Here is a 14,476-nt window from a genome sequence, read left to right on the forward strand (position 1 = left end):
GCTATTGCGACGCGGCTATCGCGGCGCGTGCACCCCGCGTTTGCAGCAACTGCAACCCGTGATGAAGCGCGTCCCTGAACGCGGGCTGTTGGGCCAATTCCACGGGAAAGATTTCGCGCACGGACAGCAGCGCGTCCATTAACGCTTGCGGCTCGCCATTGGCCGATGCCGCGAGCGTCTTCAATCTGCCGGCAAGCGGATCGCTGATGTCGTAACGCGAGCCGTCATCCGCATGGCCGCGCAGGAACGTCATCCATGCAGCGACGGCCAGTGCAAGGCGCGTGAATGGCTGATTCGCGGCGATTCTCGCGGCGATCGTGCCCAGCAGGCGCGGCGGAATCTTTTGACTGCCGTCCATCGCGATCTGCGCGCAGCGGTGTTTGAGCGCGGGGTTCGCATAGCGTTCGAGCAGTGCGTCACGATAGACGGCTACGTCGAACGAAGCGGGCATGTCGAGCGTCGGCGCGATTTCGTGCGTCATCATCGCGTGAATGAGATTGCGCACGGCGGGCTCGGCGATGGCCTCGTCGATCGTGGCGAAGCCGCCCAGCATCGACAGATAGGCAAGCGTGGAATGCGTGCCGTTGAGCATGCGCAGCTTCGCCAGTTCGTAGGGCGTGACGTCGTCGACGAGTTGCGCGCCCACCGCATGCCATGCGGGACGTCCCGCTGGAAAATGGTCTTCGATAACCCATTGCCGGAAAGGCTCGCAAGGCACGGGCGCGGCGTCGCGATAGCCGAGCGCCGCGGCTGCGCTCGCGTGTTCCGCGTCGGTCGTGGCAGGGACGATACGGTCGACCATCGTCGACGGGAAGGCCACTTCCGCGGCAATCCAGTCGGCGAGTGCCGTATCGGACTGCCTTGCAAACGAACACACCACCTGACGTAATGCGGCGCCGTTGTGCGCTAGGTTGTCGCACGAGAGAACGGTGAACGGCTTTATTGCAGCGTCGCGGCGTGCGCGCAGTGCGGCGACCAGAATGCCGGGCACGGTGCGCGGCGCGTGTGGATGCGAAAGATCGTGTTGTACGGCGGGATCGTCGAGCGCGACGTCGCCTGTTTTTGCATCGCGGTAGTAGCCTTTTTCCGTGACGGTCAGCGACACGATCCGCACTGCGGGATCGGCGAGTCGACTAAACAGTGCATCGCTATCGTGCGGCATTGCGAGCACCTCGCGCAGTGCGCGCACGACCGTCACCTTCGCGCCGTCAGGGCCGCGTTCAACGACGCTGTATAAGCCTTGCTGTTCCATCAGCGCATCGCGCTTGGCCACGTCGCCTTGCAGCGTGACGCCGCAAATGCCCCAGTCGCCGCCTTCGGCGAGCATGGCTTCTTCCGTATAAAGCGCCTGATGCGCGCGATGAAAATTGCCGATGCCGAGATGAACGATGCCGATGCCGGGCTCGCGCCATGCGGCCTGCGGCGATAACACATGTTTATGCAATGCGGACAACGCTTGACGATTGAGTCGAGGCAACGATGCTGGCGTGCTCATGTTTGAAATCCAGACGAGGTCACGGGTTGCGTCACGGGCTGTGAATTACGGTGAATCGCAGTGAATCAGCGGGAAAACCCTGATTTGACGCTTCAATATACTTGTATGGTAGCATCGTTCAAACGCTTCGGGCACTGCGCAAAACGCGATTTCCGCAACAGGTTGCCGCTGCGGTTGCCGTCCCAAGCCTCGTCTCTGCAAGGAAGAAACCATGAAGATCGTTCGTGCCGACGTCATCGTCACGTGTCCCGGCCGCAACTTCGTCACGCTGAAAATCGTCACCGACGAAGGCGTGCACGGCATCGGCGATGCGACGCTCAATGGCCGTGAACTGGCCGTTGCATCGTATCTGAAGGACCACGTGTGTCCGCTTCTGATCGGCCGCGATCCTGGCCGTATCGAAGACACCTGGCAGTATCTGTACAAAGGCGCGTACTGGCGCCGCGGTCCTGTCACGATGACGGCCATCGCCGCTGTGGACATGGCGCTCTGGGACATACTCGGCAAAGTGACCGGCATGCCCCTGTACAAACTGCTCGGCGGCGCGTCGCGCGAAGGCGTGATGGTCTACGGACACGCTACCGGCCGCGACATTCCCGAAGCGCTCGAGCGGTACGCCGAACACATCGAAGCAGGCTATCAGGCCATCCGCATTCAATGCGGCGTGCCGAACATGCGCTCTGTCTATGGCGTGTCGAAGGGCAGCGGCATGTATGAGCCTGCAACGAAGGGCGCGGTGGAAGAGCAAAGCTGGTCGTCGGAGAGATATCTCGACTTCGTGCCGAAGCTGTTCGAAGCCGTGCGCGACAAGTTCGGTTTCGACACGCATCTGCTGCACGACGTGCACCATCGGCTGACGCCTATCGAAGCCGCGCGTCTCGGCAAATCTGTCGAACCGTACCGTCTCTTCTGGATGGAAGACCCGACGCCCGCCGAAAACCAGGCCGGCTTCCGCCTGATACGCGAGCATACGGTCACGCCGATTGCAGTCGGCGAGGTGTTCAACAGCATCTGGGACTGCAAGCAGTTGATCGAGGAACAGCTCATCGACTATATCCGCGCGACGTTGACTCACGCGGGCGGCATCACGCATCTTCGGCGGATTGCGGATTTTGCTTCGCTGTATCAGGTACGTACCGGCTGCCACGGACCGTCGGACCTGTCGCCGGTCTGCATGGGCGCGGCGTTGCATTTCGACCTGTGGGTGCCGAATTTCGGCGTGCAGGAATACATGGGCTTTCCGCAAGACGCGCTGGATGTATTCCCGCATGCATGGCGTTTCGACAAAGGCATGATGCATCCCGGCGATGCGCCGGGTCACGGCGTCGACATCGACGAAGCCGCTGCCGCGCGTTTCCCGTACGACCCGGCTTATCTGCCCGTTGCGCGTCTCGAGGACGGCACGCTATGGAACTGGTGACGCCGCGCTATCGCCGAGCATTCTTCTTTTCGAATTGAAATACCGGAGTCCACCATGTTTGCAGCCGTCCTTCACGAACCCAAGCTGATCCGCATCGACGAAATGGAACCGCCGGAGCCGGGCCCCGGTCAGGTGCGAGTGCGCGTGCGCGCGGGCGGCATTTGCGGCTCGGATCTGTCGTACTACTTCAAGGGAAAAAGCGGCGATTTTGCGGTGCGCGAGCCCTTTGTGCTTGGACACGAAGTGGCCGGCGAAATCGATTCGCTCGGCGCGGGCGTGAGTACGGAAACGCGTCTCGCGCCCGGCCAGCGCGTCGCCGTGAATCCGGGCCTCGCATGCGGCACCTGCAAGTACTGCACGATAGGGATGCCTAATCATTGTCTGAACATGCGCTTCATGGGGAGCGCGTCGACCTTCCCGCACACGCAGGGCATGTTCCGGCAATACATTGTCGTGGCCGCGCGGCAATGTTTCCCCGTGGCGGACGGCGTCGATTTCGCGCAGGCGTCGATGGCCGAGCCGCTCGCCGTTGCGTTGCACGCGGTGAAGCAGGCCGGCTCGCTCATCGGCGCGAGCGTGCTGCTGATCGGTTGCGGACCGATCGGCTGCATTCTGCTGTCCGTCGCGCGGCGCGCCGGCGCGCATCGGGTCGTCGCGGTGGATCTGTCGAGCCGCGCGTTGAGCGTCGCGGAACAGCTCGGCGCGGACCAGACCGTGAATGCCGCCGATACCGCGACCATCGAACAATGGTCCGCGCAACGCGGCACGTTCGATGTCGTGATAGAAGCATCGGGTAGCCCCGCGGGGCTCGACACTGCGTTGCGCTCGGCGCGCGCGGGCGGCACGGTGATCCAGGTCGGCAATTTGCCGGCGGGTCAATCGCCTGTTGCCGCCAACCTCGTCATGTCGAAAGAGCTGCGCTATCAGGGCTCATTTCGCTTCGCCGACGAATACGCGACCGCCGCCGATGAAATCGCCTCCGGCAAGCTGGACCTGCGCCCGCTCATGACGCACGCATTTGCGATGAACGACGCCAATAAGGCGTTCGAGGTCGCGCTCGATCGCTCGCAATCGATGAAGGTGCACCTGAATTTCGATTGAAGCCGCACGTCCGAGAGGCGCGCGCATCCCATTCACAAGCGGTATTAACGCCCGTCAAGAGGCGAGAACCGAAGGAGACATCGCATGATTAAAAGTCAACGCTGGTTTGTCGTGGCGCTGCTGTTTCTCGCAGGCGTCATCAATTATCTGGACCGCTCGGCGCTGTCTATCGCCGCGCCGCTGATCCAGAAAGACCTCAACTTTTCGCACGCGCAAATGGGCGTGGTGTTCAGCAGCTTCTTCGTCGGCTACGCGTTGTTCAATTTCGTGGGCGGCGTGCTGTCGGATAAGGTCGGAGCAAAACGCGTGTTCGGCACGGCAATGGGCGTATGGTCCGTGTTTTGCGGAGCAACGGCGCTTGCGACGGGCATTGGTTCGCTCATCGTCTTGCGCGTGCTCTTCGGCATGGGCGAAGGGCCGTTCAGCTCGTCTAACAGCAAGATGGTCAACAACTGGTTTCCGCGCAAGGAAGTCGCGAGCGCGATCGGCGTGATCAGCTCCGGCACGCCGCTTGGCGGCGCGCTCGCGGGTCCGGTGGTGGGCTTCATGGCGGTGCAGTTCGGCTGGCGCTGGGCCTTCGTCGCAATCATGCTGCTGGGGCTGCTTTGGCTGATCGCATGGGCCGCGACCACGACTGAACATCCGCAGCAGAACGCGCGTGTCTCGCAGGCGGAGATGGAGCTCATTCTGGCCGGTCAGGCGGATGAACATGCCATCACCCATTCGGCCGATGGCGAGAAGCTCGGCCTCGGCCACTTCCTGCGCAAGCCGATCATTCTCGCGACGGCCTTCGCGTTCTTCTCGTATAACTATGTGCTGTTCTTCTTTCTCTCGTGGTTCCCGACGTATCTGACGGAAGCGCATCACCTGAGCTTGCATGACATGAGTATCGCCACGGTGATCCCGTGGGTACTCGGCAGCATCGGGCTCGCAGCGGGCGGCTTCATCTCTGACCTGATTCTGCGGTTGACGGGCAGGCCGCTCCTGTCGCGCAAGATCGTGCTCGGCACCTGCCTCGGCGCGGCGGCGGTGTGCGTCGCGCTGGCCGGCCGCGTGGCCAGCACGCAAAGCGCGGTCGCGTTGATGTCGGTCTCGATCTTCTTCCTCTATGTGACGGGCGCCGTGTATTGGGCCGTGATTCAGGACACGGTGCCGCGCGAACATGTGGGCGGCGTCGGCGGCTTCGTGCATCTGCTGGCGAATCTGGCCGGCGTGATTGGACCCGCGGTTACCGGCTTCATCGTGCAGGCGACGCATGGCGCATACGGCAGCGCATTCGTGCTGGCGGGCGGGATTGCGGTGCTCGGCGCGGTGTGCTCGGTCGTATGGATTCGCGAGCCGCGTGCAGGCACGCTGACCATCAAACGTGCATGGTAGTATGGTGCGAAGCCTCGCGACGTATCGCTGAGGCTTCCCACCCGATGCTCTCCGTAGTTTGCAAAAATGCCGACCAGGAATTTCTCCGCCAGCAAGCCTTCGATTTCCGCCGATGCAACGCTCGCCGCGCCGCGCGCCCGGCGTCGGGCGAGCGCGCAGCAAGGCGAGCATGTCGCGCTGCCCGACCTGACCGCGAACGTGTCGTTCGATTCGCACGAACCCATCGGCAAGCAGATTTTCCGGGCGTTGCGGCAGGCCATTTTTATCGGACAGATGGCGCCCGGCACACCGCTTTCGGAGAAGGACGTCTCCGACATGTTTCAGGTGTCGCGACAGCCCGTGCGCGAGGCGTTCATCAAACTGGTCGAGGCGGGCGTGTTGCAGGTCTTGCCGCAACGCGGCACCTTCGTGAAGCGCATCTCGCCGCGTCAGGTGCGCGAAGGGCGCTTCATTCGCGAAGCGATCGAAGCAGCCGTCGTGCGCAAAGCGGCTGTGTCGATTACCGACGAGCAATTGCAGGCGCTTACCGACAACATCCGTGACCAGAAGCTCGCGGCGAAATCGAACGACACGGCCGCGTTTCTCGCACTCGACGAGGCGTTTCATTACGCGATCGCCCAAGCAATAGATTGCACGGCCGCGTGGGAAACCATCCAGGACATCAAGGCGCAGATGGACCGCGTGCGTTACTTGAGTCTGCCCGACGTGTCGCCACTCGATCTGCTAATCAAACAGCACGCGAAAATTCTGGCCGGCTTGCGCGCCCGCGATCCGGCCGCCGCCGAAGCCGCGATGCGCAGTCATCTGCGCGAAATTCTCGTGTCGCTCGGTCCCATCGCCGCGCGCAATCCCGCGTGGTTCGAAGCGGACGAACCCGAGCGCGTGCCGCTGTCCACGTAAATACGTCGCGCTGGACAGGTCCCGAAACGCGCCGTCTTATGGCAAAGTGTGCCGTTTAAAAGCCATGAGGTGAGGGGCCAATGACAGGTCGCCTGGTCTATGTGATGGGGCCGTCCGGCGCGGGTAAAGACGCGTTGCTGGGCTTTGCGCGCAAGCATCTCGCGGGCGAGCCGATTCTTTTCGCGCATCGTTACATTACGCGGCCAAGCGGCAATGGCGAGGAACATGTGGCGCTCAGTGTCGAGGAGTTCGCCGCGCGTTCGTTGCTCGGTCTCTTCGCGCTCGAGTGGTCGAGTCATTCGCTGCACTATGGCATCGGCATCGAACTCGATGCGTGGCTCGCGCGTGGTTGCACGGTGGTCGTCAACGGTTCGCGTCAGTATCTGCATCATGCGCTCGCGCGCTATCCGCGGACCGAAGTCGTGCATGTGAACGCCGCGCCGCATATTCTCGAAGCGCGTCTCGGCGCACGCGCGCGCGAATCCGCGGAACAGGTGGCCGCGCGGCTCGCACGTCACGCGCCTTTCAGCTTACCCGACGGCGTGCGCTGCGAGTCGATCGACAACTCAGGCGAACTCGAAGACGCGGGTCATGCCTTGATCGCCTTCCTCAAGGGCCATGCCCGGCTATAGTGCTGGACATCGAGCTGCCCGAGCGTGCATCACGCTTACGGCCGCCTTTGCATCTGCCTTCATTCAGCTTCACCCATCACGGAGTCCCTTGAAAAATGAGCGAAACCGCGCGTTTGACCGAACTAGCCGATCTGATTCCCGCCACCGAAAGCCTGCGCGACATTCGCCATCACATTCATCGCCATCCCGAACTGGCTTACGAGGAATTGCAGACGGGCGCGCTCGTCGCCGGCAAACTCGAAGAATGGGGCTGGCAGGTGACGCGCGGTGTCGGTGAAACCGGCGTGGTCGGTACGTTGAAAGTGGGCGAGGGCACACGCAGCATCGGCATTCGCGCGGACATGGACGCGTTGCCGATCGTCGAGGAAACCGGCTTGCCTTATGCGAGCGGCACGCACGGCAAGATGCACGCGTGCGGCCACGACGGTCACACGACGATGCTGCTCGGCGCGGCCCAACGCCTCGCGGCCACGCGCAATTTTTCGGGCACGGTGCATCTGTATTTTCAGCCGGCCGAAGAAAGCGGCATCGACAGCGGCGCGAAGAAAATGATCGAAGACGGCCTGTTCGAGCGCTTTCCGTGCGACGCCGTGTTCGGTGTGCACAATCATCCGGGCGCGGAGCCGGGCGTGCTGCTGTTTCGCAAGGGGCCGTTCATGTCGGCGGGCGACAAGGCGATCATCACGATCGAAGGCGTGGGCGGTCATGCGGCGCGTCCGCATCTGACGGTCGATCCGGTCGTGATCGCCGCGAGCATCGTAATGGCGTTGCAGACGATCGTCGCGCGCAACGTCGATCCGTCGCAACCGGCGGTGGTGACGGTCGGCTCCATGCATGCGGGCACGGCGAACAACGTGATCGCAAGCACGGCGAAGCTGGAACTGAGCGTGCGTTCGTTCAGCGCCGAAGTGCGCGCGCTGCTGAAAAAGCGCATTACCGAACTCGCCGAAACGCAGGCCGCGAGTTATGGCGGCAAGGCCATCGTCGAATATATCGAAGGCTATCCGGTCGTGATTAATTCGGATCACGAAACAGATTTCGCCATCGAAGTCGCGCGCGAACTGGTGGGCGACGACAAGGTCGTCGCACAGACCGACATGCTCATGGGCAGCGAGGACTTTGCGTTCATGCTGCAACAGCGGCCAGGCACGTTCCTGCGTATCGGCAACGGAGTCGGCGAGGACGGCTGCATGGTGCACAACCCGCACTACGACTTCAACGACCGCAATCTGCCGGTGGGCGCGGCGTTCTGGACGCGTCTTGTGGAACGGTATCTGAGCCGCTAGACGCCTGGACGCAGGCAGTGGCGCTTGTGCTTCAACGTTATTCACGCAGAAGCGCAAGCACAAGCGCCAGCGCCATCACCCGCGCCGCGCCACCATCTCCGACACGCTTTGCGCCGCGTGTTGCAGCGGCTCGAGAAACGCCTTCACCATCTGCTTCGCGGAATTGCGCTGCGCATTGCCGCTGATGTTCATCGCCGCGATCACGCGTCCTTGGCGATTGCGGATCGGCGCGGACAGCGAAATCAGACCGCCTTCGAGTTCCTGATCGACGATGGCCCAGCCCTGGCGGCGCACCTGCGCGATCAGCTTCTTTAGTTCTTCCTTGTCCGTCACCGTGCGCGGCGTGTGCGCGTAAAGCGGCGAGGAATTCAGCGTTGCGTCGAGCGTTTCGTCGTCGAGCGCGGACAGCAGCACGCGGCCCATCGACGTGCAATACGCCGGCAAGCGGCTGCCGATCGACAGGTTGATCGTCATGATCTTGTGCGTCGGCACGCGCAGCACATACACGATCTCGGTACGGTCGAGCACGGCCGCCGAGCAGCTTTCGTGAACCTGCGCGGACAATTCCTCCATGACCGGCTCGGCGAGATTCCAGAACGGCATCGACGTCAGATAGGCGAAGCCGAGGTCGAGAATTTTCGGCGTGAGACGGAACAGGCGCCCTTCGGCTTCGACATAACCGAGCGTCTGCAAGGTCAGCAGAATGCGGCGCGCGCCGGCGCGCGTGAGGCCGGTCGCGGCGGCGACGTCGGTGAGCGTCTGTTCGGGGCGCTTCGCGTCGAACGCGCGAATCACCGCGAGGCCGCGCGCGAACGACTGCACGTAGGAGTCGCCCGGTTTGTCCGGGGCCGGTTCGGCGCTGGCGGAAACGTCGGAGGACGGCGGCAAGGCTTTGCTCATGGACCTGGGAGAATGCGTTCGAAGGGCTCGGGCACCGCTGGCGTCGAGTGAATCGACCTCGGTCGACCGTGATCGACGCTTGATCAACATGCGGATGCGCAAAGGCGTGACGATAGCTTAAGCCTTCTGTTTCGCCAACTTAAGCACCCTGCGCTTGAGAAACCCAGGGTATCCGAGGATGCCGTCCGCATCGAAAATTTGTATGATGACCCGATAACATGACAACGAGGTAGTGCATGTTCGACAAGATTCCAGCGCGCGCATTGAGCGACACGGTCGCGCAGCAGCTTCTCAAGCAGATCGACAAGGGCACGTTCACGCGCGGCGGCAAGCTGCCGACCGAGGCGGTGCTCGCGCAACAGTTCGGCGTGAGCCGCACGGTGATTCGCGAAGCGATCTCGCGGCTGAAGAATGAAGGCGTGGTCGAGCCGCGTCAGGGCAGCGGCGTGTTCGTCGCGGCGCATGGGACGGTGCGGCCGCTGCGTATCGACTACGCGGAAGCGGTCGAGCCTGGCTCCGTCGTGCAGATTCTCGCGCTGCGGCGGGCGATCGAAGCCGAAGTCGCGTCCGAGGCCGCGATGCGCCGCACCGACGCCGACATGATGGCCATCGACGCCGCGCTCGCGAAGATCGACGAGGCTGTCGCCGAGGGCGAAGACGGCGTGACCGAAGACGTCGCGTTTCATCGCGCGATCGCGGCGGCCACCGGCAATCCGTATTTCCTCAAAACGCTCACGTTCCTGAACCAGTATCTCGAGGCCGGCACGGTCGTCACGCGTCGCAATGAAGCGTTGCGCGAGGACTTTTCGCGTCAGGTGCGCGAAGAGCATGCGGCCATTGCCGCCGCGATTCGCGCGGGCGATCCGATGGCCGCGCGCAATGCGGCGCGAACGCATATGTACAACGCGGCGCGGCGGCTCGCGGAAGCGGGCATTTGCTGATGCAAAGCCCCGTGCCCGGCGTATTCCCGCGCCGATTCGCGTGAGCACTTAACAGACTTCAGAGAGGTTCGAGCATGTCCAGAAATGTCGGTGTCATCGGTCTTGGCGCAATGGGCCTGGGCGTCGCGCGCTCGTTGCTGCGCGCGGGCTTTCGCGTTCACGCGTGCGACCTGCGCAGTGAAGTGCTGCAGGGCTTCGTGAACGAAGGCGGCGTGGGTTGCGCATCGCCCGCCGAACTCGGCGCGCAATGCGAGGTGGTCGTCACGCTGGTCGTCAACGCTGCGCAAACCGAAGCCGTGCTGTTCGGCGCACAAGGCGCGGTTTCGGCGATGAAGCCGGGCGGCGTCGTGATCGCAAGCGCGACGGTCGCGCCCGACTTCGCGATCGAACTCGGCAAGCGTGTTCAAGCAGCCGGCTTGCAGATGCTCGATGCACCGGTCTCGGGTGGCGCGGCGCGCGCGGCATCCGGCGAGATGACGATGATGACGTCCGGCCCCGCCGCGGCTTATGCGGCCTGCGAGGACGTGCTGGCGAAGATGGCCGGCAAGGTCTATCGCCTCGGCTCGGCGCATGGCGCGGGATCGAAGGTGAAGATCATCAACCAGTTGCTCGCCGGCGTGCATATCGCGGTGGCGGCGGAGGCGATGGCGCTCGGCTTGCGCGAAGGCGTCGATCCCGACGCGCTGTACGACGTCATCACGCACAGCGCGGGCAATTCGTGGATGTTCGAAAATCGCGTGCCGCACATACTCACTGGCGATTACACGCCGCTGTCGGCCGTCGATATTTTCGTCAAGGATCTCGGCCTCGTGCTCGATACCGCGCGCCGCTCGAAGTTCCCGTTGCCGCTCTCGGCGGCGGCGCATCAGATGTTCATGATGGCGTCCACGGCCGGCCACGGCGGCGAGGACGATTCCGCGGTCATCAAGATTTTCCCCGGCATCGACGTGCCGGCGGCCAAGTAAGCGGGAGCGCCTGCCATGACGGCTACGACACAACGCGCGCTGCTCGGCTGCATCGCCGACGATTTCACGGGCGCGACCGACCTCGCGAATATGCTGGTGCGCGGCGGCATGCGCACCGTGCAGACCATCGGCGTTCCTCAGGATGGCGAAACGATCGCGGCGGATGCAATCGTCGTCGCGCTGAAGTCGCGCACGATTCCGGCCGCCGATGCGGTCGCGCAATCGCTCGCCGCGCTCGACTGGTTGCGCGCGCAAGGGTGCCGCCAGTTCGTTTTCAAATATTGCTCGACGTTCGATTCGACCGATGCGGGTAACATCGGCCCGGTGACGGATGCGTTGCTCGACGTGCTTTGCGCCGACGACAAGGCAAGCGCTTTCACGATTGCATGCCCGGCGTTTCCCGAGAACGGCCGCACGATTTTTCGCGGGCATCTGTTCGTCGGCGACGCATTGCTCAGCGAGTCCGGCATGGAGAATCATCCGCTCACGCCGATGCGCGACGCGAACCTCGTGCGCGTGCTGCAACGTCAGACGCAATCGCAAGTCGGGCTCGTGCGCTATGACGCGGTGGCAAAAGGCGCCGCGGCAGTGCGCGAATCGTTCGACGCGTTGCGTAAGCAGGGCGCACGCATGGCAATCGCCGATGCGGTCTCCGACGCCGATCTATACGTGCTCGGCGAAGCCTGCGCCGATCTCAGGCTGATCACGGGCGGCTCGGGCATCGCACTCGGTTTGCCGGCCAACTTTCGCCGCGCGGGTTTGCTTCAGCCACAAGACGATGCCGCGCAGTTGCCGGCCGTCGAAGGTTTGTCGGCGGTGCTCGCGGGCAGCGCGTCGAAAGCGACCAACGCGCAAGTCGCGGCGTGGCGCGACACGCGTCCCGCGTTTCGCATCGATCCGCTCGCGGCCGCGCGCGGCGAGGCCGTCGTCGAACAGGCGCTCGCATTCGCGCAAACGTACCTCGACAAAGGCGAGCCGATGCTGATCTATGCAACCGCCACGCCCGACGAAGTCAAAGCGGTGCAACGCGAACTGGGCGTCGATAAGGCAGGGCATCTGGTCGAAGCCACGTTGGCGTCGATTGCGCGCGGTCTTTATGAGCGCGGCGTGCGCAAGTTCGTCGTGGCGGGCGGCGAGACGTCGGGCGCAGTGGTGCAGGCGCTCGACGTACACAGCTTGCGCATCGGCGCGCAGATCGACCCGGGCGTGCCCGCGACTGCGACGACCGGTTCTCAACCGCTCGCGCTCGCGCTGAAGTCCGGCAATTTCGGCGCAACGGATTTCTTCGAAAAAGCGCTGCGCCATCTGAGCGGAGCCGCTTGATGACTAGTGAACTGACTAGCGCAACGACCGGCGCAACGAAGGGCGCAACGAAGGGCGCACCCGCCATCCATGCAACCAACGAAGCGCGCGTGCGCGAAGAAATCTGCATAACAGGCGCGAGTCTTTATCAGCGCGGCTATACGGTGGGCAGCGCCGGGAACATCAGCGCGCGTCTCGACGACGGCTGGCTCATCACGCCGACGGATGCGTGCCTCGGCCGCCTCGATCCCGCCGACATCGCCAAAGTCGATCTCGACGGCAACGCGGTGTCGGGCGGCAAGCCGTCGAAAACGCTCGCGCTGCATCGCGGCATCTATGCGCGCAACGGCGAGGCGCGCGGCATCGTGCATACGCATTCGACGCATCTCGTCGCGCTTACGCTTGCGGGCGTGTGGAACGAGAGCGACGTACTGCCGCCGATCACCCCGTACTACGTGATGAAAGTGGGCCACGTCCCGCTGATTCGTTACAGCAGGCCAGGCGACCCGCAAGTCGCCGAGCAAATCGCCGCGCTGGCCGGCAGCGTTCGCGCGGTGTTGCTCGAGCGGCTCGGTCCGGTGGTGTGGGAGCGCTCGGTCGCGCAGGCGTCGTATGCACTGGAAGAACTCGAGGAAACCGCACGTTTGTGGCTCATGACGAATTCGCGGCCCGCGCCGCTTTCCGAAGCCGCGCTCGAAGAACTGCGCAGCGTGTTCGGCGCGCGCTGGTAGCCGGTTGCAACGGACCATCCAAAGCCAGATCGCCCAAGGCGACGCATCACACATCCATCCAAGGAGACATTGCATGAGTTCGTATCAGGCCGTATCGGGCCAGCCGATTGCGGCGGCCCTGGGACAACCCGGCGCCGCGGAAATCGAGCGTACCTACAAGAAAGTGTTCTGGCGCATCGTGCCGTTCCTGATGCTGTGCTACGTGGTCGCTTATCTCGACCGTGTGAACGTGGGCTTTGCCAAGCTGCAAATGTCGCAGGATCTCGCGTTTAGCGAAACCGTGTTCGGCCTCGGCGCGGGCGTGTTCTTCATCGGCTATTTTCTGTTCGAGTTGCCGAGCAATATTCTGATGCACAAGCTCGGCGCGCGTATCTGGATTGCGCGAATCATGATTACCTGGGGCGTGATGTCGGCGCTGTTCGTGTTCGTCAAGACGCCCGCGCAGTTCTATATCTTGCGCTTTCTGCTCGGTCTCGCCGAAGCCGGTTTCTATCCTGGCGTGATCCTTTATCTGACGTACTGGTTCCCGTCGCATCGGCGCGCGAAGATCATTGCGGTGTTCATGTCGGCGATTCCGGTGTCGGGCATTTTCGGCAATCCGCTGTCCGGCTGGATCATGCAGTCGTTTCATAACAGCTCGGGTCTCGCGGGCTGGCAGTGGATGTTCCTGATCGAAGCGGTTCCCGCGGTTGCAATCGGCATTGCGACGATCCTGTATCTCGACAACGGCATCGCGAGCGCGAAGTGGCTGAGCGAAACCGAAAAGCGCTTGCTCAGCGATGAAATCGCCGCATCGCAGCCGAAGGAAAAAGCCAATGCGCATTCGCTGCGCGCCGTGTTCCGCGATCCGCGCACGTGGTGGATGTCGCTGATCTATTTCGCGTTCGTCACCGGGCAATATGGTTTGACGTTCTGGATGCCGACGCTCATCAAATCGACAGGCGTTAGCGGTGCGTTCAATATCGGCTTGCTGAGCGCGATTCCGTTTCTCTGCGCGATCGTCGTGATGAATCTGATGGGCCATAGCGCCGACAAGCGCCGCGAACGCCGCTGGCATCTGATCGTGCCGGCGCTGTTCGGCGCGGTGGGCTTCACGGTAGCGGCTTCGTTCGCGAGCAACACGGTTGTGTCGATTGCGTTTCTATCGCTCGCCGCAGCCGGCGTGCTGACCTGCGCGCCGCTTTTCTGGTCGCTGCCGACGGCGTTCATGTCGGGCGCGACCGCGGCGGCAGGCATCGCGATCATCAATTCGATCGGGAATCTCGCGGGTTTCGCGAGCCCTTATATGATCGGGTATCTGAAAGACCTGACGCACAGCACGCAGTCCGGCATGTATGTGCTGGCCGGCATGCTGGTGATCGGCGCGATTGCCACGTGGCTCACGCCCGCGAAACTGGTCAACCGTTAATCGTCCTGCGCGCGGCTT

13 protein-coding genes are annotated in these 14,476 nt (G+C 63.2%); 11 read left to right on the forward strand and 2 right to left on the reverse strand.

Features of this window, described 5'->3' with window-relative positions; genetic code table 11:
• Position 1: 1 nt before the first annotated feature.
• A complete protein-coding gene (locus AB6809_RS14695; RefSeq protein ID WP_029966394.1) occupies positions 2-1,495 on the reverse strand; it encodes a mannitol dehydrogenase family protein in 1,494 nt (497 codons plus the stop codon).
• 211 nt (positions 1,496-1,706) lie between these two features.
• Between AB6809_RS14695 and manD the strand changes: the two genes are divergently transcribed.
• The 6 genes from manD (at position 1,707) to AB6809_RS14725 (ending at position 8,211) form a co-directional block, all read left to right on the forward strand.
• Entirely contained in the window at positions 1,707-2,915 is a 1,209-nt protein-coding gene (gene manD / locus AB6809_RS14700) for a D-mannonate dehydratase ManD (protein ID WP_029966391.1), read from the forward strand.
• Between the two features lie 54 nt (positions 2,916-2,969).
• Positions 2,970-4,016 carry an L-idonate 5-dehydrogenase gene (locus AB6809_RS14705; protein ID WP_006049259.1) on the forward strand — a complete coding sequence of 349 codons (1,047 nt, stop codon included), beginning with the start codon at positions 2,970-2,972 and terminating at the stop codon, positions 4,014-4,016.
• A gap of 84 nt (positions 4,017-4,100) precedes the next feature.
• Complete coding sequence (locus AB6809_RS14710; RefSeq protein ID WP_029966389.1) at positions 4,101-5,393, forward strand: MFS transporter; 1,293 nt, start codon at positions 4,101-4,103, stop codon at positions 5,391-5,393.
• A 66-nt stretch (positions 5,394-5,459) separates the two neighbouring features.
• Positions 5,460-6,293: a GntR family transcriptional regulator gene (locus tag AB6809_RS14715; RefSeq protein ID WP_029966387.1), complete on the forward strand. Its 834-nt coding sequence runs from the start codon at positions 5,460-5,462 to the stop codon at positions 6,291-6,293.
• 80 nt (positions 6,294-6,373) lie between these two features.
• On the forward strand, positions 6,374-6,925 hold the full coding sequence (gene phnN / locus AB6809_RS14720; RefSeq protein WP_029966386.1) for a phosphonate metabolism protein/1,5-bisphosphokinase (PRPP-forming) PhnN: 552 nt from the start codon (positions 6,374-6,376) through the stop codon (positions 6,923-6,925).
• A 95-nt stretch (positions 6,926-7,020) separates the two neighbouring features.
• Positions 7,021-8,211, forward strand: coding sequence for a M20 aminoacylase family protein (locus tag AB6809_RS14725; protein ID WP_029966385.1), 1,191 nt, complete (start codon positions 7,021-7,023; stop codon positions 8,209-8,211).
• A 75-nt stretch (positions 8,212-8,286) separates the two neighbouring features.
• On the opposite strand, the gene AB6809_RS14730 is transcribed toward AB6809_RS14725, so the two are convergent.
• On the reverse strand, positions 8,287-9,111 hold the full coding sequence (locus tag AB6809_RS14730; protein WP_006049264.1) for an IclR family transcriptional regulator: 825 nt from the start codon (positions 9,109-9,111) through the stop codon (positions 8,287-8,289).
• Between the two features lie 236 nt (positions 9,112-9,347).
• Between AB6809_RS14730 and AB6809_RS14735 the strand changes: the two genes are divergently transcribed.
• From AB6809_RS14735 to AB6809_RS14755, 5 genes are all read left to right on the forward strand, one after another.
• A complete protein-coding gene (locus AB6809_RS14735; RefSeq protein ID WP_006049265.1) occupies positions 9,348-10,052 on the forward strand; it encodes a FadR/GntR family transcriptional regulator in 705 nt (234 codons plus the stop codon).
• A gap of 74 nt (positions 10,053-10,126) precedes the next feature.
• Positions 10,127-11,017, forward strand: a complete 891-nt coding sequence (ltnD, locus tag AB6809_RS14740; RefSeq protein WP_029966380.1) for an L-threonate dehydrogenase — start codon at positions 10,127-10,129, stop codon at positions 11,015-11,017.
• Positions 11,018-11,032: 15 nt separating this feature from the next.
• A complete protein-coding gene (gene otnK / locus AB6809_RS14745) occupies positions 11,033-12,340 on the forward strand; it encodes a 3-oxo-tetronate kinase (protein ID WP_029966378.1) in 1,308 nt (435 codons plus the stop codon).
• Positions 12,340-13,050 (forward strand): aldolase, encoded by a 711-nt coding sequence (locus AB6809_RS14750; RefSeq protein ID WP_307258808.1) that lies wholly within the window; start codon positions 12,340-12,342, stop codon positions 13,048-13,050. The genes otnK and AB6809_RS14750 overlap by 1 nt, the downstream gene beginning before the upstream one ends.
• A 73-nt stretch (positions 13,051-13,123) precedes the next feature.
• On the forward strand, positions 13,124-14,458 hold the full coding sequence (locus AB6809_RS14755) for an MFS transporter (protein ID WP_029966373.1): 1,335 nt from the start codon (positions 13,124-13,126) through the stop codon (positions 14,456-14,458).
• Positions 14,459-14,476: the final 18 nt, after the last annotated feature.

This window comes from Paraburkholderia sp. RCC_158, from assembly GCF_041355255.1.
Lineage (GTDB): Bacteria > Pseudomonadota > Gammaproteobacteria > Burkholderiales > Burkholderiaceae > Paraburkholderia > Paraburkholderia graminis.